This is a genomic window from Bradyrhizobium sp. 23, assembly GCF_023073295.1.
Classification (GTDB): Bacteria; Pseudomonadota; Alphaproteobacteria; order Rhizobiales; family Xanthobacteraceae; genus Bradyrhizobium; species Bradyrhizobium canariense_D.
This window is the reverse complement of record NZ_JADPJF010000089.1, coordinates 19,922-44,612: the sequence shown is the minus strand read 5'-3', so window position 1 is coordinate 44,612 and position 24,691 is coordinate 19,922. Positions and strand designations below refer to the sequence as shown.

The 24,691-nt window shown below is 64.3% G+C and carries 20 protein-coding genes and 1 tRNA gene; 12 read left to right on the top strand and 9 right to left on the bottom strand.

Features of this window, described 5'->3' with window-relative positions; genetic code table 11:
* The first annotated feature begins 176 nt into the window (after positions 1-176).
* On the top strand, positions 177-1,448 hold the full coding sequence (gene fahA / locus IVB32_RS22290; protein WP_026233201.1) for a fumarylacetoacetase: 1,272 nt from the start codon (positions 177-179) through the stop codon (positions 1,446-1,448).
* Between the two features lie 133 nt (positions 1,449-1,581).
* On the opposite strand, the gene IVB32_RS22285 is transcribed toward fahA, so the two are convergent.
* Both IVB32_RS22285 and IVB32_RS22280 read right to left on the bottom strand, forming a co-directional pair.
* Positions 1,582-1,893 (bottom strand): DUF1272 domain-containing protein, encoded by a 312-nt coding sequence (locus IVB32_RS22285; RefSeq protein WP_018456585.1) that lies wholly within the window; start codon positions 1,891-1,893, stop codon positions 1,582-1,584.
* Between the two features lie 74 nt (positions 1,894-1,967).
* The gene (locus IVB32_RS22280; protein WP_018456584.1) at positions 1,968-2,447 is read right to left on the bottom strand and encodes an Lrp/AsnC family transcriptional regulator; all 480 of its coding nucleotides are present in this window, start codon (positions 2,445-2,447) and stop codon (positions 1,968-1,970) included.
* A gap of 118 nt (positions 2,448-2,565) precedes the next feature.
* Between IVB32_RS22280 and hppD the strand changes: the two genes are divergently transcribed.
* A complete protein-coding gene (hppD, locus tag IVB32_RS22275) occupies positions 2,566-3,681 on the top strand; it encodes a 4-hydroxyphenylpyruvate dioxygenase (RefSeq protein ID WP_247298118.1) in 1,116 nt (371 codons plus the stop codon).
* A 205-nt stretch (positions 3,682-3,886) separates the two neighbouring features.
* On the opposite strand, the gene IVB32_RS22270 is transcribed toward hppD, so the two are convergent.
* From IVB32_RS22270 to IVB32_RS22255, 4 genes are all read right to left on the bottom strand, one after another.
* Positions 3,887-4,999 carry a CaiB/BaiF CoA-transferase family protein gene (locus tag IVB32_RS22270; RefSeq protein WP_026233200.1) on the bottom strand — a complete coding sequence of 371 codons (1,113 nt, stop codon included), beginning with the start codon at positions 4,997-4,999 and terminating at the stop codon, positions 3,887-3,889.
* A 209-nt stretch (positions 5,000-5,208) separates the two neighbouring features.
* Positions 5,209-6,009, bottom strand: coding sequence for a xanthine dehydrogenase family protein subunit M (locus IVB32_RS22265; RefSeq protein ID WP_018456581.1), 801 nt, complete (start codon positions 6,007-6,009; stop codon positions 5,209-5,211).
* 13 nt (positions 6,010-6,022) lie between these two features.
* A complete protein-coding gene (locus IVB32_RS22260; RefSeq protein WP_018456580.1) occupies positions 6,023-8,365 on the bottom strand; it encodes a xanthine dehydrogenase family protein molybdopterin-binding subunit in 2,343 nt (780 codons plus the stop codon).
* 84 nt (positions 8,366-8,449) lie between these two features.
* Positions 8,450-8,935: a (2Fe-2S)-binding protein gene (locus IVB32_RS22255; RefSeq protein ID WP_026233199.1), complete on the bottom strand. Its 486-nt coding sequence runs from the start codon at positions 8,933-8,935 to the stop codon at positions 8,450-8,452.
* Between the two features lie 356 nt (positions 8,936-9,291).
* Between IVB32_RS22255 and IVB32_RS22250 the strand changes: the two genes are divergently transcribed.
* On the top strand, positions 9,292-11,331 hold the full coding sequence (locus IVB32_RS22250) for a HAMP domain-containing methyl-accepting chemotaxis protein (protein ID WP_247338801.1): 2,040 nt from the start codon (positions 9,292-9,294) through the stop codon (positions 11,329-11,331).
* Positions 11,332-11,508: 177 nt separating this feature from the next.
* Here the strand turns inward: IVB32_RS22250 and IVB32_RS22245 are convergent, their stop codons facing one another.
* Positions 11,509-11,847 (bottom strand): DUF3175 domain-containing protein, encoded by a 339-nt coding sequence (locus tag IVB32_RS22245; RefSeq protein ID WP_018452857.1) that lies wholly within the window; start codon positions 11,845-11,847, stop codon positions 11,509-11,511.
* A 182-nt stretch (positions 11,848-12,029) separates the two neighbouring features.
* Here IVB32_RS22245 and IVB32_RS22240 point away from each other — a divergent pair, with 182 nt between their 5' ends.
* The 3 genes from IVB32_RS22240 to IVB32_RS22230 all read left to right on the top strand — a co-directional run bounded on the left by IVB32_RS22240 (position 12,030) and on the right by IVB32_RS22230 (position 16,044).
* On the top strand, positions 12,030-13,517 hold the full coding sequence (locus IVB32_RS22240; RefSeq protein WP_026232409.1) for an MFS transporter: 1,488 nt from the start codon (positions 12,030-12,032) through the stop codon (positions 13,515-13,517).
* Between the two features lie 3 nt (positions 13,518-13,520).
* Positions 13,521-14,342, top strand: coding sequence for a trehalose-phosphatase (gene otsB / locus IVB32_RS22235; RefSeq protein ID WP_018452859.1), 822 nt, complete (start codon positions 13,521-13,523; stop codon positions 14,340-14,342).
* Positions 14,343-14,580: 238 nt separating this feature from the next.
* The gene (locus IVB32_RS22230; protein WP_018452860.1) at positions 14,581-16,044 is read left to right on the top strand and encodes a trehalose-6-phosphate synthase; all 1,464 of its coding nucleotides are present in this window, start codon (positions 14,581-14,583) and stop codon (positions 16,042-16,044) included.
* A 51-nt stretch (positions 16,045-16,095) separates the two neighbouring features.
* Here the strand turns inward: IVB32_RS22230 and IVB32_RS22225 are convergent, their stop codons facing one another.
* The gene (locus tag IVB32_RS22225; protein ID WP_018452861.1) at positions 16,096-16,437 is read right to left on the bottom strand and encodes a hypothetical protein; all 342 of its coding nucleotides are present in this window, start codon (positions 16,435-16,437) and stop codon (positions 16,096-16,098) included.
* A 196-nt stretch (positions 16,438-16,633) separates the two neighbouring features.
* Between IVB32_RS22225 and IVB32_RS22220 the strand changes: the two genes are divergently transcribed.
* The 6 genes from IVB32_RS22220 (at position 16,634) to recQ (ending at position 24,084) form a co-directional block, all read left to right on the top strand.
* Positions 16,634-16,723: transfer RNA gene (locus tag IVB32_RS22220), tRNA-Ser, on the top strand.
* A gap of 257 nt (positions 16,724-16,980) precedes the next feature.
* Positions 16,981-18,555 carry an amidase family protein gene (locus IVB32_RS22215; protein ID WP_018452862.1) on the top strand — a complete coding sequence of 525 codons (1,575 nt, stop codon included), beginning with the start codon at positions 16,981-16,983 and terminating at the stop codon, positions 18,553-18,555.
* Positions 18,556-18,934: 379 nt separating this feature from the next.
* Entirely contained in the window at positions 18,935-20,236 is a 1,302-nt protein-coding gene (locus tag IVB32_RS22210) for an O-acetylhomoserine aminocarboxypropyltransferase/cysteine synthase family protein (protein ID WP_085348411.1), read from the top strand.
* Between the two features lie 12 nt (positions 20,237-20,248).
* A complete protein-coding gene (locus IVB32_RS22205; RefSeq protein WP_018452864.1) occupies positions 20,249-21,250 on the top strand; it encodes a homoserine O-succinyltransferase in 1,002 nt (333 codons plus the stop codon).
* Between the two features lie 103 nt (positions 21,251-21,353).
* Complete coding sequence (locus IVB32_RS22200) at positions 21,354-22,097, top strand: polysaccharide deacetylase family protein (RefSeq protein WP_026232410.1); 744 nt, start codon at positions 21,354-21,356, stop codon at positions 22,095-22,097.
* A gap of 121 nt (positions 22,098-22,218) precedes the next feature.
* Entirely contained in the window at positions 22,219-24,084 is a 1,866-nt protein-coding gene (gene recQ, locus IVB32_RS22195) for a DNA helicase RecQ (RefSeq protein WP_018452866.1), read from the top strand.
* 202 nt (positions 24,085-24,286) lie between these two features.
* On the opposite strand, the gene IVB32_RS22190 is transcribed toward recQ, so the two are convergent.
* A partial coding sequence (locus IVB32_RS22190; RefSeq protein WP_247411438.1) for a pyridoxal-phosphate dependent enzyme occupies positions 24,287-24,691 on the bottom strand: 405 nt, incomplete at its 5' end.

Below are 24,691 nucleotides of genomic sequence, written 5' to 3'. Positions count from 1 at the left end.
AAGCTTCTTACCCTCTCCCCTTGTGGGAGAGGGTGGCTCGCCGCATAGCGGCGAGACGGGTGAGGGGTTCTATCCGCGCGTGAACCTCTCCTTCGGACTCGCGGACAGATACCCCTCATCCGGCGCTTCGCGCCACCTTCTCCCACAAGGGGAGAAGGGAAAGACCGAGCCAAGTGATGCCCCATCCCAACGACCCCAGCCTCCGCTCCTTCATCGGCGTCGATCCCGCCTCCGATTTTCCGATCCAGAACCTGCCTTATGGTGTGTTCTCGACCGCGGCCAATCCGACGCCGCGCGTCGGCGTGGCGATCGGCGACTATGTGCTCGATCTCTGGGAGCTTGAGCAGGACTCGCGGCTCGACGTGGGGCCGCTCGGCGTGTTCTCGACGCCGTCGCTCAATGCTTTCATGGCCTTGGGGCCAAAGGTCTGGACGAAGACGCGGGCGCGGATCAGCGAACTCCTGCGCGCCGATCATCCCGAGCTGCGCGACAACGAGGAGTTGCGCAAGCAGGCCTTGGTGCCGATACGCGACGCAAGATTGCATCTGCCGTTTGCGGTCTCCGGCTACACCGATTTCTATTCGTCGAAAGAACACGCCACCAATGTCGGCGTCATGTTCCGTGGCAAGGACAATGCACTGCAGCCGAATTGGCTGCATATGCCGATCGCTTACAACGGCCGTGCCTCGACTGTCGTGGTCTCCGGCACGAAGGTGAAGCGCCCGCGCGGGCAGCTCAAGCCGCCGAATGTGGAGGCGCCGAGCTTCGGACCGTGCAAGCGGCTCGATTTCGAGCTGGAGATGGGCGTGGTGGTCGGCCAGCCGTCGCCAATGGGCGGCATGCTCACGGAGCCGCAAGCCGAGGAGATGATCTTCGGCTTCGTGCTGCTCAACGACTGGAGCGCGCGCGATATCCAGCAATGGGAATATGTGCCGCTCGGGCCGTTCCTCGCCAAGGCGTTCGCGACCTCGATCAGTCCGTGGGTGGTGACGCGCGAGGCGCTGGAGCCATTCCGCCTCAACGGGCCGCAGCAGGAGCCGGTGCCGCTCGACTACCTCAAGCAGGGCAAGCCGCAGAACTACGATCTCGAACTCGACGTCTCCTTGCGCGCCGCCGGAGCCAACGCGCCCGCCGGCATCAGCCGCACCAATTTCAAATACATGTACTGGTCGTCGGTGCAGCAGCTGATGCACCACGCCTCCTCCGGCTGCGCCATGAATGTCGGCGATCTCCTCGGCAGCGGCACCATTTCCGGTCCGGAGAAGAACCAGCGCGGCAGCCTGCTGGAGATCAGCTGGAACGGCACCGAGCCGATCGAATTGCCCGGCGGCGCCAAGCGGTCGTTCCTGGAAGACGGCGACAGCCTCGTCATGCGCGGCTGGTGCCAGGGCGAAGGCTATCGCGTTGGTTTTGGCGAGGTCGAGGGGACGATTTTGCCGGCGGAGTGATTGCTGGGAAGCGATGCGACCTCTATCCACATTCTCCGTCATTGCGAGCGTAGCGAAGCAATCCAGAGTCTTTCCGCAGTGGCAGTCTGGATTGCTTCGTCGCAAGGGCTCCTCGCAATGACATGGTGAGAGTCTACCGCTTCTCCGGCGGCACCTCACGTAACCGCGCGCAATGCGTCGCGACGTCCTCCAGACTGTACTTCAGATGCACCCGCTTGTCCGACGGCGCCTGGTTGGTCGTGCACACGCCCGGTCGCCATTCCTGCGTGGGCCTGATCGGGCGCGGCGCAAAACCGCCGCCGCAGTTCGGGCAGACGTTGGAGAGTTTCGTCTCCACGCAGTCCGCACAGAACGTGCATTCATAGGAACAGATCCGCGCATCGGTTGCGTTCGGGGGCAGATCGCGGTCGCAATATTCGCAGTTCGGTCGAAGCTGGAGGGCCATGGCTCAATCTCCGCAGATTGGCCGGGATCATCGCAGATCGCGCGCGCAGCGCGAATGCCGGATTTCCCTCGATTTCAGCCGGGCTTGATTTCCTTCAGCGGCAGACGCGTGCTTTCCTTCAGCCTGTCGAGCACGATCGAGGAGCGCACATGCGCGACGCTCTGGTGCGGCATCAGCACGTCGTTGACGAGGTTGGAGAGGCCCTTGAGGTCGTGCAGCACGGCCTTGAGCACGTAGTCGGCGTCGCCTGTCAGCGAGTAGGCCTCCTGGATCTCGTCGATGCGGTTGACCAGAGTCCGAAACCGCTTGGAATTGTCCGGCGAGTGGGTCGCCAGCGTCACCTGGATGAAGGCGACCACGCCGAAGCCGAGCGCCTCGCTGGAGAGATCGGCATGATAGCCCGCAATGACCTTCTCCTCTTCCAGCCGCATCCGTCGCCGCGAGCATTGCGAGGCCGAGAGCCCGGCGAGGTCGGCGAGCTCCTGGTTGGTGAGACGGCCGTCGTCCTGGAGCGCGCCCAGGATCTTGAGGTCGAAGGCATCCACCAAAGTCATGCGCGTTTCACCCACTTCATGCACAAACTGTGCATATGTTAGTCAAAAGCCGTCTCATTTGCACGCCCCTTGCGCGTCCCATGAAGGATAGTTCCTAGCAGCAATTTGGGAGAACACCATGGGTCCGTTTCCGCACGATGCACCGCCGGCCACGATCAGCGCCGAGAATCCGATGGGCACCGACGGGTTCGAGTTCGTCGAATATGCGCATCCCAATCCGCAAGAGCTGCACGCCTTGTTCAAGCTGATGGGCTATGTGCCCGTCGCGCGGCACAGAACGAAGAAGATCACGGTTTATCGCCAGGGCGACATCAATTACCTCGTCAACGAGGAGCCCGGCACCCAGGGTCACGATTTCGTCGCCGCGCACGGCCGCTGTGCGCCGTCGATGGCGTTTCGCGTCGTCGATGCGAAGAAGGCCTATGACCGCGCGATTTCGCTCGGTGCCGAACCTGCCGATGCGTCCTCCGCGCAGAAGACGCTCGACGTCCCCGCGATCAAGGGCATCGGCGGCAGCCTGCTCTATTTCGCTGATCGCTATGGCGCCAAGGGATCGGCCTATGACAGCGAGTTCGAATGGCTGGGTGCGCGCGATCCGCGTCCTGCCGGCGCCGGCCTGTTCTATCTCGATCACCTCACCCACAACGTCCACCGCGGCCGCATGGACGTGTGGACGGGCTTCTACGAGAAGCTCTTCAATTTCCGCCAGATCCGCTTCTTCGACATCGAGGGCCGCGCCTCGGGCCTGTTCTCGCGCGCGCTGACCAGCCCCGACGGCAAGATCCGGATTCCGATCAACGAGGACGCCGGCGATTCCGGGCAGATCGAGGAATATCTCAATATCTATCGCGGCGAGGGCATCCAGCACATCGCCTGCGGCTGCCGCGACATCTACCGCACCATCGAGGACTTGCGCGAGGCCGGTCTGCCCTTCATGCCAGCGCCGCCCGCGACCTATTTCGAGCGGATCGACGCGCGGTTGCCGAAGCATGGCGAGGACATCGCGCGGCTGCAGAAGAACGGCATCCTGATCGACGGCGAAGGCGTGGTCGACGGCGGCCAGACCAAGGTGCTGCTGCAGATCTTCTCGGCCAACGCGATCGGCCCGATCTTCTTCGAGTTCATCCAGCGCAAGGGCGACGACGGTTTCGGCGAAGGCAATTTCAAGGCGCTGTTCGAATCGATCGAGGAGGACCAGATCCGGCGCGGGGTGCTGAAGGTGGATGCGGCGTAGGCGGCCGTTGTCTGGAACGCGGTGGCATTAAGTGCCGCCGTCGTCCTGGCGAAAGCCAGGACCAATTACCCCAGGGAGCGGTCATTGGGCGAACTGGTAACTCCGAGTCTTCGTCAAACCGCGTTGGTGGCTATGGGTCTTGGCCCCCGTGCGCAATTGCGCACTAGGCCAGGACGACCCGGAGTGTGATGCGACAGCGGAGGACTTAACGCTCCGCCTTCCAGGCTTTGGTCACCGCGCCGATCTCCGCCACTTCCGGCTCGCGCACCGCCGATGGAGTCCGCGAAAAGCGCGGCGCCGGCGCCGGCTGCTTCACGCCGTGGCGCTCGACGAAGACGTTGCGGGCGACCATGTGCGGATGCTCGGTCGCTTCCGACATGGTCAGCACCGGCGCGAAGCAGATGTCGGTGCCTTCCATAATCTTGCACCAGTCCTCGCGCGTTTTGCTCTTGAACACCGTCTTCAGTTTTTCCTTCAGCGCGGGCCAAGCCTTGCGGTCCATCTGCGCATCGAAATCGGGGTCGGTCAGGCCGGCGTGCTCGCGCAGCAGCGCGTAGAATTGCGGCTCGATCGAGCCGATCGAGACGAAATGGCCGCAGGCGCATTCGTAGACGCCGTAGAAATGTGCGCCGCCGTCGAGAAAGTTCTCGTTGCGGCCTTCGGTCCAGCGGCCGAGCGTGGTCATGTCGAAGAAGAACGACATCAGCGATGCCGCGCCGTCGCACATCGCGGCATCGACGACCTGGCCCTTGCCTGACCGCGAGGCCTCCAGCAGCGCCGCGAGCACGCCGACCACGAGATAGAGCGCGCCGCCGCCGAAATCGCCGACCAGGTTGAGCGGCGGCACCGGCGCTTCCTTCGTGCCGATCGCGGCGAGCGCGCCGGTGATGGAGATGTAGTTGATGTCGTGGCCGGCGGCATTGGCGAGCGGGCCTTGCTGGCCCCAGCCGGTCATGCGGCCGTAGACCAGCTTTGGATTGCGCGCGAGCACCACGTCAGGCCCGAGACCGAGCCGCTCCATCACGCCGGGACGGAAACCCTCGACCAGCGCGTCGGCATTCGCAAGCAGATCGAGTACCTCCGCGATCGCCGCCTGGTCCTTGAGGTCGAGCTCGACCACCTTGCGGCCGCGGCCTGCGACCGACTTCATGTTCTTCCTGGCGCCGACCCGATCGAGCGTGACGATTTCGGCGCCCATGTCGGCCAGCATCATGCAGGCAAACGGGCCCGGTCCAATGCCGGCGAATTCAACGATGCGGAAGCCCGACAGCGGGCCGGAGGTGCGGACGGAGGAGTTTTGGGCTGATTGATCGAGCACGTGTTTGTTTCCTCGGATCCAAGGCGCATATTGCCGATGGTCGGCAAGCGCCAAGGCGTTCCTCTGCGGGGCGAGTTAATTGGCCGATTAACTTTTCTCGCCTTCACGCCAGTGAGGCAAGCGGTTTTCATGTCGCGTGGCTAAAATAAAACGGCGCGCACCGAAGTGCGCGCCGTGGAAAATTGCGTCGAGGCGCTAAGGCCCGATGGTCAGCGAGCGGCAGCCACCGCGCGCTGCGCCATCACCTTGATCAGGTTGGCGCGGTACTCCGCCGTGCCGTGGATGTCGGCCAGCAGATTGCTCGCCGAAATGCTCACGCCGTCGATCGCCGACGGTGACCAGTTCGCCTTCAGCGCCGTTTCGATGGCCGGGACCCGCATCACGCCGCTTTGCGAGGCGCCGGTGGCGGCCACCCGAACCTCGCCCGACTTCGTCTGCGCGACGAACACGCCGGTCAGCGCAAAGCGAGACGCAGGATGGCGCATCTTTTCGTAGCCAGCCTTCGCCGGAACCGGGAACGACACGGCGGTGATGAGCTCGCCCTCCTCCAGCGCGGTCGTGAACATGCCCTGGAAAAAGTCATCCGCCGTAATCGACCGCCTGTTGGTCTTCACGGTGGCGCCGAGCGCGAGCAGTGCGGCGGGAAAATCCGCGGCGGGATCGTTGTTGGCGATCGAGCCGCCGATCGTGCCGCGATAGCGCACGGCGGGGTCGCCGAGCACCGAAGTGAGATAGGCAATTGCGGGAATCGCCTTCTTCACGTCGGCATTCTGCATGATGTCGAAATAGGTCGTGCCGGCCTTGATGGTCAGCACGTCGCCCGAGAGCTCGACGCCCTGCAGCTCCTTGATCTTGCCGAGGTCGATGACGTCGGACGGACTGGCGAGGCGTTGCTTCATCACCGGCAGCAGCGTCTGGCCGCCGGCGAGGAACTTGGCTTCGCTGCTCTTGGAGAACAGGCTGACGGCTTCGTCAACCGAGGACGCGCGATGATAAACGGTCTGGTACATCTTCGTTCCTCCCTTAAGCCGCGTGGATCGTGCGCCACACCCTGTCCGGGGTTGCGGGCATTTCCAGATTGTTCTTGCCGATCGCATCCGTGATCGCATTGATCACGGCCGCTGACGCCCCGATCGCACCGGCCTCACCGCAACCCTTGATGCCGAGCGGATTGCCCGGGCACAGCGTCGTGGTGTGGGAGAGGTTGAACGAGGGAACGTCGTCGGCGCGCGGCATGGCGTAGTCCATGAACGAGGCCGTGACCGGCTGCCCGTTGGCGTCGTAGATCGCGTGCTCGAGCAACGCTTGTCCGATGCCTTGCACAAGACCGCCATGGACCTGGCCCTCGACGATCATCGGGTTGATCAAACGGCCGAAATCGTCGGCCGCGACGAAGTTGACGAAGGAGGTCTTGCCGGTGCCGGGATCGACCTCGAGCTCGCAGATATATGTGCCGGCCGGGAAGGTGAAGTTGGTCGGATCGTAGAAGGCGCTTTCCTTCAGGCCCGGCTCCATCCCGTCGGGCAGATTGTGCGCGGTATAGGCCGCGAGTGCGACCATCGGGAAGGCGATCGCCTTGTCGGTGCCGGCGACCTTGAACTCGCCGTTCTCGATGACGATGTCGCCTTCCGAGGCTTCCAGCGCATGCGCGGCGATCTTCTTGGCCTTGGATTCCATCTTCTCCATGGCCTTCAGGATCGCGGTGAGGCCGACGGCGGCCGAGCGCGAGCCATAGGTGCCCATGCCGAACTGCACCTTGTCGGTGTCGCCATGGACGATCGAGACCTGACTGATGGGAACGCCGAGGCGTTCGGCTACGAGCTGGCAGAACGTGGTCTCGTGACCCTGGCCGTGGCTGTGTGATCCCGTCAGGACCTCGATGGTGCCGACCGGGTTGACGCGGACTTCGGCGGACTCCCACAGACCGACGCCGGCGCCCAGGCTGCCGACGGCCTTCGACGGCGCGATGCCGCAGGCCTCGATGTAGCAGGACACGCCGATGCCGCGCAGCTTGCCGTCGGCCTTCGCCTTGGCCTTGCGCCCGGCAAAGCCGGCATAGTCGATCGCCTTCATCGCGGCGTCGAGCGAGGCGTTAAAGTCGCCGGTGTCATAAGCCATGATCACCGGCGTCTGGTGCGGGAACTGGGTGATGAAGTTGGTCCGGCGCAGCGCGGCCGGATCGACCTTCAACTGCCGCGCCGCCGTCTCCATCAGACGTTCGATCAGATAGCTCGCCTCGGGGCGGCCGGCGCCGCGATAGGCGTCGACCGGCGTGGTGTTGGTGTAGACCCCGACCACCTCGGCATGGATCGCCGGGATGTTGTACTGGCCCGACAGCAGCGTCGCGTACAGATAGGTCGGCACCGACGACGAGAACAGCGACATGTAGGCGCCGAAATTGGCGTAAGTCTTCACCTTCAACCCGGTGATCTTGTTGTTGGCGTCGAACGCCATCTCGGCATGGGTGACGTGGTCGCGGCCATGCGCATCGGTGAGGAAGGCTTCGGTGCGGTCGCCGGTCCATTTGACGGGGCGGCCGACCTTCTTCGAGGCCCACAGCGCCACCATCTCTTCGGGATAGATGAAGATCTTGGAGCCGAAGCCGCCGCCGACGTCGGGTGCGATCACGCGCAGCTTGTGCTCGGGTGCAATGTTGTAGAACGCCGACAGCACGAGGCGGGCGACGTGCGGATTCTGCGACGTCGTGTAGAGCGTGAAATGCTCTTCCGCCGAATCGTAATCGGCAATTGCCGCGCGCGGCTCCATCGCGTTCGGCGCGAGACGGTTGTTGGTGACGTCGAGCTTCACCACGTTGGCGGCCTTGGCGAAGGCCGCATCGGTGGCGCCTTCGTCGCCGATCACCCAGTCATAAACCTGGTTGCCTGGAGCTTCGGGATGTAGCTGCGGCGCGCCGGACTTGATCGCGGCGTGGACGTCGGCGACCGCGGGCAGCTCTTCGTAGTTCACGACCACGGCTTCGGCCGCGTCGCGTGCGAGATTCTTGGTCTCGGCGATCACGACTGCGACGGCCTGACCGACGAAGCGCACCGTCTCCGGCGCCATTGCCGGCCATGCGCCCATCTTCATCGGGCTGCCGTCCTTGGAGGTGATGGCCCAGCCGCAGATCAGGTTGCCGACCTTGTCGTCGACGATTTGCTGACCGGTCAGCACAGCGACCACGCCCGGCATCTTCAGCGCCTCGGCGGGATCGATCCCCTTCACCTTGGCATGCGCGTGCGGGCTGCGGATGAAATGGGCATGGGTCATGCCCTGCAATTTGATGTCGTCGACGTAGCGGCCCTTGCCGGTAATGAAACGCTTGTCTTCCTTGCGCACGACGCTCGCGCCAATGCCTTCAACGCCCATGTCTGGTCCTCCCGACCGGAATTTGTCTTGACCGCGCTTTCCCTCGAAAGCGGCGGCGATCGTTCTTGTTTCGAGGCGGGCCGCTTACTCGGCCGCCTGCGAGACCTTCATGCGGCCTGCCGCATCCAGCACGGCTTTGACGATGTTGTGGTACCCAGTGCAGCGACAGATATTGCCTTCGAGCTCGTGGCGGACGGTGGCCTCGTCGAGCTGGCCACCATAGCGGTGCACGATGTCGATCGCCGACATGATCATGCCCGGCGTGCAATAGCCGCACTGCAGGCCGTGATTGTCGCGGAAGGCCGCCTGCATCGGGTGCAGCTCGTCGCCCTTGGCGATGCCTTCGATCGTGGTGATGCTGGCGCCGTCGGCCTGTCCTGCCAGCATGGTGCAGGATTTGATCGCCTTGCCGTCCATATGGACGACGCAGGCGCCGCACTGGCTGGTGTCGCAGCCGACATGGGTTCCGGTGAGGTTGAGGTGGTCGCGCAGCAGCTGAACCAGCAGCGTGCGGTCCTCGACGTCGACAGCAACGGCCTTGCCGTTCACCGTCAGTTTGACTGTAGACACGGTTGAAGTCCTCCCGGGATCGATTTTGATTGTTTCTAATTAGAGACAGCGACCCGGAACTTTGCAACTACGATTTTGGCCGCCCGCGTCATGGAAAAGTCATTGATCCAGAATGCCCAACATTGGTTTGGGGGGCGAGTCGGCCGGATCGGGTTGCGGCTCCGGGGCGCCAGCTGGGATGCCAGCCTCTATATCCCTATCCGGCTCGCCTTTGCAGTCCGCCTTGGCCGATAGAGCCGGAAGCTCTGCGGACGCACCGAATTTACCGCCCCTTATCGATTCTGCCTTAGTTTTGCGCAGCCAGGTCAGGGGGCGGGGCGCCACCGGATCTCGGCTGAATGAAAATGGGGGTGGGAATGTCCGGGCGTATCGCGTCGTCGTCGAAGCGCACAATAATGCCGACCCTCAGGTTCCGCGCCAAGATCATTCTGGGCTTTGCCGCGGTGCTGGTGATCTCCGCCGGCAGCATGGCCTTCTCCTATTTTGGCTTCGAGCGGGTCTCGTCCGGGGTCGGGTCCTACCGCACCAGTGTCACCGAGGCCGATCTCGCCCGTAACATCGACCGGGAGCTGCTCGCCTATCGCTCGGCCGTCAGATATTTCGTCGTCACCGGCAAGGAGGACGACGCCAAGACGGCGCTGGACGCGGAGACCGGCCTGAAGAGCGCCATCGACCAGGCGGTCAAGAGCGCCAAGAAGCCGGCGCGGCAGGAAAGTCTGGACAAGCTCGCCAAGGAGTTTTCCAACTTCTCCGCGACCTTCGCGAAAGTCCTCCAGGCCAAGCGTGACAGCGCGCTGCTGGTGCAGAACCAGCTCATGCGCAACGCCAACCTCCTGAAATACAAGCTCGACGACATCGGCAACAATGCCTCCGATTCCGAGGCGCAGGCGATCGAGTTCGGGACCAAGCAGGTCAACGCCCAATTCCAGACCGCGAGCGGGGCGGCGACCAATTTCGTGCTGACGTCCGACCAGGCGATCGCGACCAGCGCGCTGGCGCGGTTGAAATTCGTCGAGAACTCGCTCAACGCGGTCTATTCCATGGACGACAAGATCGTCGCCGGCCTGAAGGACGCCAAGGGATTGCTCGGTGCCTATCGGGAATCGCTGGAGAAACTGATCGCCAACGCCAAGATGATCGACGAGCTCGTCACCGAGATGAGCGGCTCGGCCAGCGCGATCCTTCAGGGTGCCACCACCATGAAGGCGGACCTCGTTGCCGAGCAGCAGCGGTTGGAGTCCGAATCGGAAGCGACCATCGGGAAGACCGAGCAACTGGTGCTGATGCTGGCCGTCGGCGGTACGCTGCTCGGCGCGGTCCTCGCTTTCCTGCTCGGCACCGGCATTTCGCGTCCGATGATCGCGATGTGCAAGGCGATGCGCGAGCTTGCCGCGGGCAATTTCGACGTCGTGCTGCCGGGCCTCGGCCGCAGGGACGAGATCGGCGAGATGGCCGGCGCGGTCGAAGAATTCAAGGTGCAGGCCGTGGCCAAGGCCGAGCGCGATGCCGCCGCCAACGAACTTCAGAACAGGGAGCAGGCCGCAAGCCGTCGTTCCGAGCTGATTCGTTTCGCCGATGATTTCGAGAGCGCGGTTGGTGCCATCGTCTCCAACGTCTCGGCTTCCGCCGTGCAGCTGGAATCGGCGGCCTCGACGCTGACCCGCACCGCCGAGACCACGCAGAGCCTGTCGAGCCAGGTCGCCGACGTCTCCGAGCAGGCCTCCAGCAACATGCAGTCGGTCGCGACCGCGACCGAAGAGCTCTCGGCCTCGGTCGAGGAGATCGGCCGTCAGGTCCGCGATTCCAGCCGCATTGCCGAAGCTGCCGTGGTGCAGGCAAAGGAGACCGATAATCGCATCGGCAAGCTCTCGCATGCCGCCCAGCAGATCGGCGAAGTCGTCAAGCTCATCACGGCGATCGCCGAGCAGACCAATCTTCTGGCGCTGAACGCGACCATCGAGGCGGCACGCGCCGGCGAAGCCGGCCGCGGCTTTGCAGTGGTCGCCAGCGAAGTGAAGTCGCTCGCGAGCCAGACCGCGAAGGCCACCGACGAGATCTCCTCGCACATCACGGGCATGCAAGGCGCCACGGCCGAGTCGGTTGCGGCGATCAAGGAGATCGGCGCCACCATCGGCCAGATCTCGTCGATCTCGACCTCGATTGCGAGCGCGGTGGAGCAGCAAGGCGCCGCGACGCAGGAAATCGCGCGCAGCGTCCAGACCGTCGCACAGGGCACTCAGACCGCCGCCACCGACATCGGCCAGGTCAACCGCGGCGCCGCCGAAACCGGCTCGGCCTCGGAAGAGGTGCTGCATTCGGCCAAGACGCTGTCGTCCGAAAGCACCCGCCTGCGCGCCGAGCTCGACCGCTTCATGGGGAATATCCGGGCGGCGTAGCGCTCGACCTTCGCGCCACGCCTCCGCCGTCGTCCTGGACAAGCGCAGCGCCGATCCAGGACCCATTACCCAAGGCGGAGTTGCCGGGCGAACTGCCAACTCCGAGTCATCGCCAAACCGCTCCCTGGGGTAATAGGTCCTGGATCGGCGCTGCGCTTGTCCAGGACGACCTGGCGCTCACTCCCTCCCGAACGCCCGCTTCAGCTCCACCTTTGCCCGCTCCAGCCGCGTGCGCTGCGTCTGCGGCAGCGTCTTGCCGGCGCGGTTGATGTAGAACGTCAGCATCGACAGCGCCGAGCGGTAGGCGCCGGTCTTGCGACGCGCGCTGTGCTCGGCCGAGCGCTTCAACGAAGCCGCGATCTCCTTCGCACTGGTCAGCTTGAACACGCCTTGTTTGAGGTCGAGCGCGTCGCTCTCTTTCGTCACGCGCTGTGACCAGCGCTTCGGTGCGGCGCGTCTGGTGCTCTTGCGCGCCGATGTTTTGCGAGAATGTGTCGTCTTTCTGGCATGAGCCATGCGTCAACTCCTTGCGGCTCCACCGAAAACCAGCGCCGTCAGCGGTCGTTCCTGCTGGAACCCGCCCCTGCCGCAGACGTTGTCGCAGGTGGCAGGCGGAATGCCGCACCCCCTTGATCGGATCGCCCCCATCCACGCCATGTGAACCGGGGCCATGTCCATTGGTCAGATGCAACAACGCGATGGAATTGCAGCGAAGCCCAGCGCCGAACGATGGACCTGTGGTCTCCACGGTGGCCGCGGCCGATCGCATCATCGAAACCAGCATTCCTGCACGGCTTGACGCGCTGCCGTGGAGCGGATTTCACACCCGCGTCGTGCTTGCGCTCGGCATCACCTGGATTCTGGATGGCCTCGAGGTGACCTTGGCCGGCGCGCTCTCCGGCGCGCTGAAGCAAAGCCCCTCCCTGCATTTCTCCAATCTCGATCTCGGCATTGCCAATTCCGCCTATCTCGCGGGCGCGGTGCTCGGCGCGCTCGGCTTCGGCTGGCTGACCGATCGCATCGGTCGCAAGAAGCTGTTCTTCATCACGCTCGCGCTCTATCTCTCGGCGACGGCCGCGACCGCTCTGTCATGGAATGTCGCGAGCTACGCGCTGTTTCGCTTCCTCACCGGCGCCGGCATCGGCGGCGAATATACTGCGATCAATTCGACCATCCAGGAACTGGTGCCGGCGCGCTATCGCGGCTGGACCGATCTCGTCATCAACGGCAGCTTCTGGATCGGTGCCGCCATGGGCGCCGTGGCGGCCATCGTGCTGCTCGATCCCGCGGTGATCGGCCCCGATCTCGGCTGGCGCCTCGCTTATCTCATCGGCGCGGCCATCGGCCTCGTCGTGCTCTTGATGCGGATGTGGATTCCGGAGAGTCCACGCTGGCTGATGATCCACGGCCGTCCCGACCAGGCCCACGCGATCGTCGACGAGGTCGAGCGCTCGGTGCTCGGACACGGCCAGGAGACGAGCCACGCGCGTTTCGCCAGGATCCGCCTGAAAATGCGGACTCACACGCCGATCCGCGAGGTGGTGCACACGCTGTTCTCGGTCTATCGCCAGCGCGCGATGGTCGGCCTCGTGCTGATGATCGCGCAGGCCTTCTTCTACAACGCCATCTTCTTCACCTTTGCGCTGGTGTTGACCGATTTTTACGGGATCAGCGCCGATCATGTCGGCTGGTATCTGCTTCCCTTCGCCGCCGGCAATTTCCTTGGTCCGCTGCTGCTCGGCCGCCTGTTCGATACGCTCGGCCGCCGGACCATGATCATGTTCACCTACGGCGCGTCGGGCGTGTTGCTGGCGCTGTCGGGTTATCTGTTCTCGATCGGCGCCTTGAGCGCGCAAGGGCAGACCATCGCCTGGATGGTGATCTTCTTCTTTGCCTCGCCCGCCGCGAGCGCCGCCTATCTCACCGTCAGCGAGACTTTTCCCTTGGAAGTCCGCGCGCTCGCGATCGCGGTGTTCTATGCGGTGGGCACCGGCATCGGCGGCGTGATCGGCCCCGCATTGTTCGGGGCGCTGATCGACACGGGATCACGCACGAGCGTGTTCGCAGGCTATTTGCTGGGGGCGTTCCTGATGATCGCGGCCGCGATCGTGGCGTGGCGCTATGCCATCTCGGCGGAACGCAGATCGCTCGAAGAAATCGCGCGGCCGCTTGCGTCCATGGAGTAGACTATGAAATCGGAACTGGCTGAATTGGATCTAAAGCGCACCATGGTCGACGATGAAGCGCCCGATGCGGTGCCGGTGCCCCACGCACTCGTGCCGCATCTCAATGAAACAGCGATCCTGCTCGACATCGACGGGACACTGCTCGACCTGATGCCGACGCCGCGTGAGGTGTGGGTGCCGCCAGGCCTGTCGGAAACGCTGAACCGGCTGACGGAGCGCACGTCGGGCGCGCTGGCGATGGTCAGCGGGCGTTCGCTCAACGACATCGACCTGATCTTCGCGCCCGATGTCTTTCGCGCCGTCGCCGGCCACGGCGCCGAGATGCGGCTTTCCATTGACAACGAAGCCGATGCCGTCAGCGCGCCGCCGCTGGATAAGGAGCTGAAGCGGCGGCTCGCGGCGGTGGCCAAGCTCAGTCCCGGCATTCTGCTCGAAGACAAGGGCTATTCGCTGGCGCTGCACTACCGCCTTGCGCCGCATGCGGAGAAAGCGATCTACGAAGCCGTTTCGCTGATCCGCGCCGACCTGCCCAATGCGCCGATCGAGGTGCTGCCCGGAAAGTTCGTTTGCGAGATCAAGCATTCCGGTTTTACCAAGGCGACCGGCGTGCGCGAGTTGATGAAGCACGAGCCTTTCAAGGGGCGCCGTCCGATCTTCATCGGTGATGACGTCACCGACGAAACCGTGTTCGCGATCATGCCCGACATGAATGGGCTCGCCTTTTCGGTTGGTCGCCGCGCTATGGGGGTCAACGGGCACTTCGACGCCCCGAACGATGTGCGCACGTTCCTTGCGCGGCTGCTCGACGACTCAAGGTTGGAATAAGGCACCGACATCTCGGAGCCACATATCGCGTGCGTAATTCCTCCAGCGCGTCGCTTCATGCTGCGCGCGCCACGGTTCCAAATCCGGCTTTGTGTAGCGAAATCGTCAGGTTGCCTGGAGGTAAACCGGTTCCAACGCGCACGCCCGATTTTGGTTTCAATTGGTGCAAAGGATGATCAGGAACCATATTGATGAACGGCAGTTAAATGGGGTGGAATGAAACAGGAGGGGACGACCTGTGAACTTAGTCGTCGTTTCGAATCGCGTCGCGCGCGGCAAGCCCAATGAGCCCATGACGGGCGGTCTCGCGGCGGCCTTGCTACCCGTTGTGGAACATTCGGGCGCGATCTGGGTGGGTTCCTCGGGCCGTGTGCGTGACGGTCATCAGAAGGAGCCGTTTGCCGAGATCGAAGCACTGGGTTCGGGCGCGATTGCGACGCTGGACCTGCCGGCGGCGCACTATGGCGGCTATTACGAGGGCTTTGCCAATTCGGCGCTGTGGCCGGCGCTGCACTCGCGCAGCGATCTGATCCGCGTCTCGCGCGACGACTATGTCAGCTATCGCGAGGTCAACGCCTTCATGGCGCGCGCCTTGATGCGCTTCCGGAAAGCGCAAACCGCGTTCTGGGTGCAGGATTATCATTTCCTCGCGCTCGGTGCGGAGCTGCGGGATCTCGGCGTCGACGATCCGATCGGCTTCTTCCTCCATACGCCATGGCCTGTCGCCGCGGTGATGCAGGGCGTGCCCAATCATCGTGAGCTGATCACGGCGATGCTGGCCTACGACCTGATCGGCTTCCAGACCAATGACGATTGCCAGAATTTTCTCAGCTATGTCGCGGGCGAACTCGGCCTCGCCGTCGAAGACGGCGTTGCGATCTCGCAGCATGGCCGAACACGCTGCGAGGTGTTTCCGATCGGCATCGACGCCGAGAAGTTCGCGCAATACGCGGCGAAGTCGGCGTCGCATCCGGACGTGTCGCGGCTGCGCCGCAGTCTCAACGGCGAGCGGCTCGCGATCGGCGTCGACCGGCTTGACTATTCCAAGGGCCTCGTCAACCGCATCAGCGCGTTCGATCGGCTCTGGACCGAGCATCCGCACTTTGCGCGCAGCATTTCGCTGCTACAGATCGCAAATCCCTCGCGCGGTGCCATCGAAGCCTATGGCAATTTGCAGAACGAGGTCGCGCGGCTCGTGTCCGACGTCAACGGCCGCCACGGCGAGGCCGACTGGACACCGATCCGCTATCTCAACAAGGGCTTTAGCCAGGCCGTGCTCGCGGGCCTCTATCGCACCGCGCAGATCGGCGTGGTGACCCCGCTGCACGACGGCATGAACCTTGTCGCCAAGGAATACGTCGCTGCGCAAAATCCGGCTGATCCCGGCGTGCTGGTGCTGTCGAAATTCGCCGGCGCGGCCAACGAGCTCGACGCCGCGCTGCTGGTCAATCCGCATGACATCGACGGCATGGCGCGCGCGATCGCGGTCGCGGCGGCGATGCCGCTCACCGAGCGCAAGATGCGCTGGGATGCGATGATGAAGAAGCTGCGCGGCCACACCATCCAGCAATGGTCGGCGGATTTCGTCGCTGAACTGGAGAAGTGCCGGACGGAGAAGGCTGCAGTCGCGCCGCTCGCCAACCAGCCGCCGCAAGCGCTGCGCTGGCTCAAGTCGGCGATCTCAGGCGTGCGGTTGATCTAGTCTTCTTCTCCCCCGTTCTTTACAGCGAGGGCAGGGGCGAAGACGACAGGCTCAATAGCAGTACGACACGCCCTCCAGAATCGCACACTGCCGCTTGTTCGGCGCGTTCGGATCGTCGAGCGGCACCATGCCCTTGCCCTGGCCGACGAACACGCCGGGCCCGACATGCACTGAGCTCTTGTGGCCGATGATGACGCTTTGATGCGGCGTCGCGCTCGAGCGCGTGCCGTCCGGCCAGAGGATGGCATCGCCCGAAAGCATCCCGCGCCGTCCGTCGTCACAGCTGACATCAACCCCGTGCCGGGTGCAGACCTGGGCGGCGGCCGGTCCGGCGAAGGCAGCGGCAAGGGCCCAAATCAGGCTCAGCGCGGCAATGGTGTTGCGGATGGTCATGGTGCCCCCGGACGTGTTTGACGGTCTTGAGTGAATCGTCGCGCCAAACCCGCCGCCGGTTCAGCGGGCGGCCGGTTCCAAGCGTCGCCGTGGCGCCTGATATTGTCTATAAAGTACAATATCTTACGGAAAAATCATCCGATTTCCCCGCGATCCCTTGCAAAATCACCGGCGCCCCTTCAAGAGAGTGCGCTCCGGAGAGATGGCCGAGTGGCTTAAGGCGCACGCTTGGAAAGCGTGTGTGCGGGAAACCGTACCGTGGGTTCGAATCCCACTCTCTCCGCCATCAGCCCCGTGTCCGCTCCAATTGCCGCTGTCCAAATGGCGGCGTCAAAACCCGGTCGCGATGCGGCAACCTGGCCGCAGTTTATTCCATCATTCAACCAGTACATGCGTCGTGGGAAAAGCCCCAAAGGTGCATGAGCGTCTCTCGCGCGCCTTCGGCCGCCACAACGCGTCGTGAAGTCGCGCCATGCAGAAACGCGCCTGTACACGGTGGCGTGACCTCCATAACTTCCGCGGCGCAATGTGAGGAGATGCGACGTGGCGAAGAAGACGGCGACCAGGAAGAAATCTGCTGCGAAGAAAGCAGCGAAGACCTCCAGCAAGACAAGCGCCGTTCGCAAGGGCAAGGTCGCGAAGGCTGCAACCAAGCCGGTCAAGCAGGCAGCTCCGCGCAAATCATCGGCACCACGCCGCCCAAAAGGCCCGGCCTGGCAATGGTCGGCGGTCGAGACCGCAGCCGCCATCCGCTCCAGCGCCATCTCGGCGGTCGAGACCGTCGAGGCGCATCTCGAGCGGATGCGGGCCGTCAATCCGCGACTGAACGCGGTTGTCGTCGATCTCTCTGAGGAGGCGCTGGCCGCGGCGCATGCGGCCGACAAGCGGCGCGCGAAGGGCGGCGAGCTCGGCCTTCTGCACGGCGTACCGATCACGATCAAGGAGAACGTCGACTACGAGGGCCGTCCGAACTTCAATGGCGTCCCCGCCAACAAGGACCTCATCGCGCCGTCGGATTCGCCGGTGGTGCGCAACCTGAAGAAGGCTGGCGCGATCATCATCGGCCTCACCAACACGCCGGAATTCTCCTTCCGCGGCTTCACCGACAATCCCCTGCACGGGCTGACGCTCAATCCCTGGGATCCCAATATCACCTGCGGCGGCTCCTCGGGCGGTGCGGGTTCGGCGGTCGCCGCCGGCATAGGCACCATCGCGCACGGCAACGACATCGGCGGCTCGCTGCGCTGGCCGGCGCATTGCAACGGCGTTGCGACCATCAAGCCGACGCAGGGACGTATTCCGGCCTTCAACGCAAGCGCAACCGCCGAGCGGCCGATGCTGGCGCATCTGATGTCGGCGCAGGGGCCGCTCGCCCGCCACGTCGCCGACGTCAGGCTCGCGCTGGAGGTGATGAGCCAGCGCGATCCGCGCGATCCCTGGTGGGTACCGGCGCCGCTGGTCGGGCCGAAGCCGAAGGGGCCGATCAAGGTCGCGCTCGCCAGGATTCCTGAAGACATGGACGTCGATCCGCACGTCGCGGCGGCGTTGCGTCAGGCCGCCGATCACCTGGAGCGTTCCGGCTATCGCGTCAGCGAGGTCGATGTGCCCGACATCGACGGCGTCTGGCAGACCTGGTGCGACATCATCACCAACGAGACGATGGTGATGCAGGAGGCCGGCATGCTGAAGGTGACGTCGGAAGACTTCCACAAGGCGTGGGGCGGCATGAAAGCCAAGGCCAACGTGCTCGACCTCAAGGCCTGGATGCAGGCGACCGCCGCGCGCAACGGCCACATTCGCGCCTGGCAATTGTTCTTCGAGGAGTATCCGGTGGTGCTGGCACCGACCACGGTGAAGCCGACGCCTAGCCCGCGCGAGGACACTGTCAGCCCCCAGCGCGTGCGCGAGATTTTCTGGGGCGAGATCCGCTTCATCTCCGCGATCAACGTGCTGGGCCTGCCGGGCGCCGTGGTGCCGGTGACGCTGCACGATGGCCAGCCGATCGGCGTGCAGCTCATTGCCGGGCGCTATCGCGAGGATCTCGCGCTCGATGCAGCGGCCGCGATCGAGAAGCGCGCCGGCGTGCTCGCCCATCGGCTGTGGGAACAGATGGACTGATAGGGCAGCGAAGTTGTTTCCCTCTCCCCTTGTGGGAGAGGGTGGCTCGCCGCGCAGCGGCGAGACGGGTGAGGGGTCTCTCTCCGCTAACGCAAGCTTGGCCGTATGGATAGAGACCCCTCATCCGGCGCTTCGCGCCACCTTCTCCCACAAGGGGAGAAGGGAGTGCAGCGTGTTCGCTGCCGCCAACCGCAAAACTTCATTAATCCAATTTGACTTGAATTTTAGCCAATTCCCCAACAACCGTTAGGGTTACTTCCTCGATCTCTAGACGAATTATTGTCCGCTTTACCACCCGCCTCTAACAGAGGGACGGCGGACAACGCACATGCCTCATACAGGCCAATAAGTGCGGCCCGCTCCACGCGGAGGTGGCACGATGCGCAACGAGACGATCGCTATTCACGCCGGCTACGAGCCCGAAGCCACCACGCACGCGGTTGCCGTGCCGATCTACCAGACCGCGGCCTACGCCTTCGACAGCGCCGATCACGGCGCGGCGCTCTTCAATCTCGAGACCGAAGGCTATCGCTACAGCCGCATCGCCAATCCGACCAGCGCGGTGCTGGAAAAGCGTATCGCGGAGCTCGAGGGCGGCGTCGGCGCGCTTGCGGTCGCGACCGGGCAGGCCGCGCTGCATTTCGCCTTCGTCAACGTCGCCGATCACGGCGGCAACATCGTTTCCGTGCCGCAGCTCTATGGCACCACGCATACGCTGCTCTCGCACATCCTGCCGCGGCAGGGCATCACCGGCCGCTTCGCCGAGAGCGACAAGCCCGAGGCAATCGAAAGGCTGATCGACGAGAACACCCGCGCCGTGTTCGCCGAAACCATCGGCAATCCCGCCGGCAATGTCTGCGACATCGAAGCACTGGCGAAGGTCGCCCACGCCCACGGCGTGCCGCTGATCGTCGACAATACCGTTGCAACGCCCATCCTGCTCAAGCCGTTCGATTACGGCGCCGACATCGCCGTGCATTCGCTGACCAAGTTTCTGGGCGGTCACGGCACCACGCTCGGCGGCGCCATCGTCGACTCCGGAAATTTCCCCTGGGCCAAGCACGCCGACCGCTTCCCCGGTTACAACAAGCCGGATGCCTCCTATCACGGCCTCGTCTATGCCGAGCGCTTCGGCCGCACAGCCTATATCGAGCGCGCGCGCAGCATCTATCAGCGCACCATGGGTTCGGTGCTGTCGCCGTTCAACGCCTTCCTGCTGCTCCAGGGCATCGAAACCGTCGCGCTGCGCATGGAGCGCCACTGCGAAAACGCCCGCAAGGTCGCCGAATTCCTGCGCAAGGATCCGCGCGTGGCCTGGGTCAACTACACCGGCTTCCCGGACAGTCCCTATTATCCGCTGGTGCAGAAATATCTCGACGGCAACGCCTCGTCGCTGTTCACCTTCGGCATCAAGGGCGGCATGGAAGCCGGCAAGTCCTTCTACGATGCGCTGAAGCTGATCACGCGCCTCGTCAATATCGGCGATGCCAAGTCGCTGGCCTGCCATCCGGCCTCGACCACGCACCGGCAGATGTCGGCGGAGCAGCAGCGGGTCGCCGGCGTTTTGCCGGAAACGATCCGCTTGTCGATCGGCATCGAGCATTGCCAGGACATCATCGAGGACCTCGATCAGGCACTGGAAAAGGCCTGCCCGTCCGCGCGCCTCCAGGCCGCGGAGTAGGCGGCTGCGCCGATGACGATCCTGATCGACAGGGATCAAGCTATATCGAGCCCGGCGCTGGTGCCGGGAGCGGGCGATCTGGCGCGCGAGCCCGGCGGCACCGAGCTCACGATCGGGTTGATCAACAACATGCCGGATCCGGCGCTGAAGGCGACCGAGCGGCAATTCATGAAGCTGCTGCAAGCCGCAGCAGGTCCGCGCCGCATCCGCTTTCACTGCTTCTCGCTGCCTTCGGTGAAGCGCTCGCCGGAAGCGAGATGGCATGTCGAGAGCGAATACTCGGAACTCACCGAGCTCAGACGCCACAGGTTCGACGGCCTGATCGTGACCGGCGCCGAGCCGATCGCGCCTGAGCTCGACCAGGAACCGTATTGGCGCGATCTCACCGAGCTGATCGACTGGGCCAAGGTCAACACGCGCTCGACGATCTGGTCGTGCCTCGCTGCGCATGCCGCGGTGCTGCATCTCGACCGCATCGAACGGCGGCCGCTGCCGGCCAAATGTCACGGCATTTTCGACTGCGAAGCCGTGACCAGGGATCCGCTGACGCGGGCCGCGCCCGCTCCCCTCAAGGTCTCGCATTCGCGTCTCAACGAGATCGCCGAGAGCGACCTCGTTGAGGCCGGCTACCAGGTGCTGACGCGTTCGGCAAAGGCCGGCGTCGATACCTTCGTCCGCCAATATGCCAGCCGATTCGTGTTCTTCCAGGGCCATCCGGAATATGACGCGCTGTCGCTTCAGCGTGAATATCTGCGCGACATCGGCCGTTATCTCGCGCGTGAGCGCGACAATTATCCGCATCTGCCCGTGAGCTATTTTGACGCTTCGACCGAAGAGAAGCTGGTCCGCTTCGAGAAACAGGCAAGGCACCAGCGCCACCCCGCGCTCAGCAACGAGCTGCCCGCGCTGAATTTGCGTGCCGATATTGCCGCGGGCAGCGCCGCGGCGGCATTGTTCCGGAACTGGCTGCAATATCTCGGCGCGGGGACCGACGCGTCGGTGCTTGCACGTTAGGTCGGGACGACGGCATCGACGTTAGGACTAACGAAGTGTGTAGCTTGCCTCGAGCGGCGCACGAATGCTTCAGTGACGGCGGGGCAGACAGGAAATGCGAGTCGTGTGGTCGGCACTCCAGGGACGCGTGAGCAATCGGCTGGCCCGGCACTTTCGTGCCGCGCCGCACCGTCTGCCCGCGCATGCGCCCATGGTGAGCTTCACCTTCGACGATGCCCCCGATAGCGCCGCAGGCGAGGGCGCCGAGCTTCTGGAGCAGCATGGCGGCCGCGGTACCTTCTATCTCGCGGGCAGCCTGGTCGATCGTCCCTCGGACCATTGGCACGGCCTGTCGAACGACGCGATCGTGCGGCTTCACCGGGCGGGGCACGAGATTGCGTGCCACACCTTCTCGCACCAGAGTGCGGTCAATCTCGACGAGACCGCCATGGCCCGCGAGATCGAGCGAAACCGCAGCCATTTTCGCGGCATCGATTCCTCGATCACGCTCGAAAATTTTGCTTACCCCTATGGCATCGCGTCGGTGTGGCGCAAGCCGCAGCTCGCCAAGACCTTCCGCTCGGCGCGCGGCATCCTTCCCGGCGTCAATCGCGACGTCATCGATCTCCAGTTCCTGCGGGCCTCGCCCCTGGTCGATCGCGAGATCAATACGACGGGTGTCGATGGCTATTTCGACGAGGCGGTCGAGAGCGGCGGATGGCTGATCTTCTACGGTCATGACGTCGCCAACGCGCCGAGCCCGTATGGCTGCACGCCGGACCTGATGCGCCATGCGCTGCAGGCCGCCGCGAGGCGCGACATGCCGATCGTGACGGTCGCGGAAGCGCTGCGGAGGATCGGGGCGTAAGAAAGTTTTCTTCCCACGAAGGGTGGAAGGCGGCGTCCTGCGGAGCAAACAGCCTTGCCACGCCTGCGCGGTCATGCGACTGGCCTTGTGACGAATCTCACGGCCTCACCCCGACATGCCCATGTCCTCTCCTTCCACCGCTCCGCTGCCTGCGCCGGCCCAGGGCCGCGATGCGCTGTCGGTGCTGCGTTCGGTGTTCGGCCTGCCCGGGTTCCGCGGCGCGCAGGGCGAGATCATCCGGCACGTCACCGGCGGCGGCAATTGCCTGGTGTTGATGCCGACCGGCGGCGGCAAGTCGCTGTGCTATCAATTGCCGGCGCTGCTGCGCGAAGGCTGCGGTGTCGTGGTGTCGCCCTTGATTGCGCTGATGCGCGACCAGGTCGCCGCCATGCTCGAAGCCGGGGTCAACGCGGCCGCGCTGAACTCGTCGCTGACCCCGCAGGAAGCCTCCGACATCGAGCGGCGCCTGATCGTGGGTGATCTCGACCTGCTCTATGTCGCGCCGGAACGGCTGCTGACGCCGCGCTGCCTGGCGCTGCTGGCGCGGGCGAAGGTGGCGCTGTTCGCGATCGACGAGGCGCATTGCGTCTCGCAATGGGGCCATGATTTCCGCCCCGAATATGTCGGCCTGTCGATCATCGCCGAGCGCTTTCCCGACGTGCCGCGCATCGCGCTGACCGCGACTGCCGACGAATTGACCCGCAAGGAGATCGTCGAGCGGCTTCAGCTTGCAGACAGTCCGCACTTCGTCTCCAGCTTCGATCGTCCCAACATCCGTTATGAGATCGTCGACAAGCGCAACGCGGTGTCGCAGCTCAAGGATTTCATCCGGGGGCGTCACGCAGGTGATGCGGGCGTCGTTTATTGTCTCTCCCGCAAGCGGGTCGAGGAGGTCGCCGCGGCGCTCGACGACGCCGGCATTGCCGCATTGCCCTATCACGCCGGGCTCGACAGCAGCGTGCGCTCGCGCAACCAGGACCGCTTCCTCAACGAGGACGGCATCGTCATCGTCGCGACCATTGCCTTCGGCATGGGCATCGACAAGCCGGACGTGCGCTTCGTCGCGCATCTCGATCTACCCAAGAGCATCGAGGCCTATTACCAGGAGACAGGACGCGCCGGCCGCGACGGCAAGCCGTCGGCGGCCTGGATGGCCTACGGTCTCTCGGACATCGTGCAGCAGCGCCGCATGATCGACGAGTCGAGCGGCTCCGACGAATTCAAGCGGGTCTCGATTGGCAAGCTCGATGCGCTCGTTGGCCTCGCCGAAACGCCGCACTGCCGGCGCCGGCGGCTGCTCGCCTATTTCGGCGAGATCGTGATGGGCGAGGGCTGCGGCAATTGCGACAATTGCCTGACGCCGCCGAAAATGCGCGACGGCAGGGTGCTGGCGCAAAAACTGCTATCCTGTGCCTATCGCACCGGGCAGCGTTTCGGCGCGATGCACCTCATCGACGTGCTGATCGGACGCCTGACCGAGAAGGTGACGCAGTTCGGTCACGACAAGCTCACCGTTTTCGGCATCGGACGCGAGCTCAACGAGAAGCAGTGGCGTACGGTGCTGCGGCAGCTCGTGGCGATGGGACATTTGCTGAGTGACAGCGAATCGTTCGGCGCGCTGAAGCTGACGGATTCGTCGCGCGGCGTGCTGCGGGGCGAAACGGAAGTGTGGCTGCGCGAAGAGGCGCCCGGCGTCCGGATCCGTTCGAGCCGCGCCAAGTCCCGCCGCGGTGATCTGGCCCCGGCAGCCGACGCGCCGCAGGGCGATGTCGATCCTGAATTGCGCGCGCGGCTACGAGCGTGGCGCTCGGACATTGCCCGCGCACGTGGCGTGCCGGCCTACGTCGTGCTGCATGACGCCACCATCGACGGCATCGTTCGCGCATGGCCGACCACGCTGGACGAACTGCGCAATGTGCCCGGCATCGGAGACAAGAAGCTCGAGCATTACGGCGACGAGCTGCTGCAGATCGTCAGGACGCGGTAGGGCGCGGGCACACCTCCGCCGTCATCCCGGACAAGCGCAGCGAAGCGGAGCGCCGATCCGGGATCCATAGCCACGGGCCGTAGGAAAAGGCACGCTGACTGCCTCAGCGTGTTTCAACAATTGGCAGTCGGGGTAATCGGTCCTGGCTTTCGCCAGGACGACACTCGTCGGGAGGTGCGCGCCGCCTCACATCACCGACGCGCTAGCCGTTCCGGAACGCATATCCATAGCCGTTCAGCGCCGGCGCGCCGCCGAGATTGGCGTAGAGGATCTTTGCGCCCTTCTCGAAATAGCCCTTCTGCGTGAGATCGATCAGGCCCTGCATCGACTTGCCCTCGTAGACGGGGTCGGTGATCATGGCTTCGAGACGCGCGGTGAGGCGGATTGCCTCCTTGGTTTCTTCCGACGGCACGCCGTAGGCGGGATAAGCATAATCCTCGATCAGCACGACGTCGTCGGCGACGAGATCCTTGCCGAGCTCGACGAGCTTGGCCGTGTTCTGTGCGATCGAGAGCACCTGCGCCTTGGTCTGCGCCGGGGTGAAGGAGGCGTCGATGCCGATCACCTTTCGCGCGCGGCCATCGGCGGCGAAGCCGACCAGCATGCC

Bases quoted from the DNA above. Each gene is read 5' to 3' on its own strand.
- IVB32_RS22250 (WP_247338801.1), top strand. From the start codon at position 9,292: ATGTCCGGGCGTATCGCGTCGTCGTCGAAGCGCACAATAATGCCGACC.
- IVB32_RS22280 (WP_018456584.1), bottom strand. From the start codon at position 2,447: ATGACTTTGGTGGATGCCTTCGACCTCAAGATCCTGGGCGCGCTCCAG.
- IVB32_RS22210 (WP_085348411.1), top strand. From the start codon at position 18,935: ATGCGCAACGAGACGATCGCTATTCACGCCGGCTACGAGCCCGAAGCC.
- IVB32_RS22245 (WP_018452857.1), bottom strand. From the start codon at position 11,847: ATGGCTCATGCCAGAAAGACGACACATTCTCGCAAAACATCGGCGCGC.
- IVB32_RS22240 (WP_026232409.1), top strand. From the start codon at position 12,030: ATGGAATTGCAGCGAAGCCCAGCGCCGAACGATGGACCTGTGGTCTCC.
- IVB32_RS22225 (WP_018452861.1), bottom strand. From the start codon at position 16,437: ATGACCATCCGCAACACCATTGCCGCGCTGAGCCTGATTTGGGCCCTT.
- IVB32_RS22205 (WP_018452864.1), top strand. From the start codon at position 20,249: ATGACGATCCTGATCGACAGGGATCAAGCTATATCGAGCCCGGCGCTG.
- recQ (WP_018452866.1), top strand. From the start codon at position 22,219: ATGTCCTCTCCTTCCACCGCTCCGCTGCCTGCGCCGGCCCAGGGCCGC.
- IVB32_RS22285 (WP_018456585.1), bottom strand. From the start codon at position 1,893: ATGGCCCTCCAGCTTCGACCGAACTGCGAATATTGCGACCGCGATCTG.
- hppD (WP_247298118.1), top strand. From the start codon at position 2,566: ATGGGTCCGTTTCCGCACGATGCACCGCCGGCCACGATCAGCGCCGAG.
- fahA (WP_026233201.1), top strand. From the start codon at position 177: ATGCCCCATCCCAACGACCCCAGCCTCCGCTCCTTCATCGGCGTCGAT.
- IVB32_RS22265 (WP_018456581.1), bottom strand. From the start codon at position 6,009: ATGTACCAGACCGTTTATCATCGCGCGTCCTCGGTTGACGAAGCCGTC.
- IVB32_RS22260 (WP_018456580.1), bottom strand. From the start codon at position 8,365: ATGGGCGTTGAAGGCATTGGCGCGAGCGTCGTGCGCAAGGAAGACAAG.
- otsB (WP_018452859.1), top strand. From the start codon at position 13,521: ATGAAATCGGAACTGGCTGAATTGGATCTAAAGCGCACCATGGTCGAC.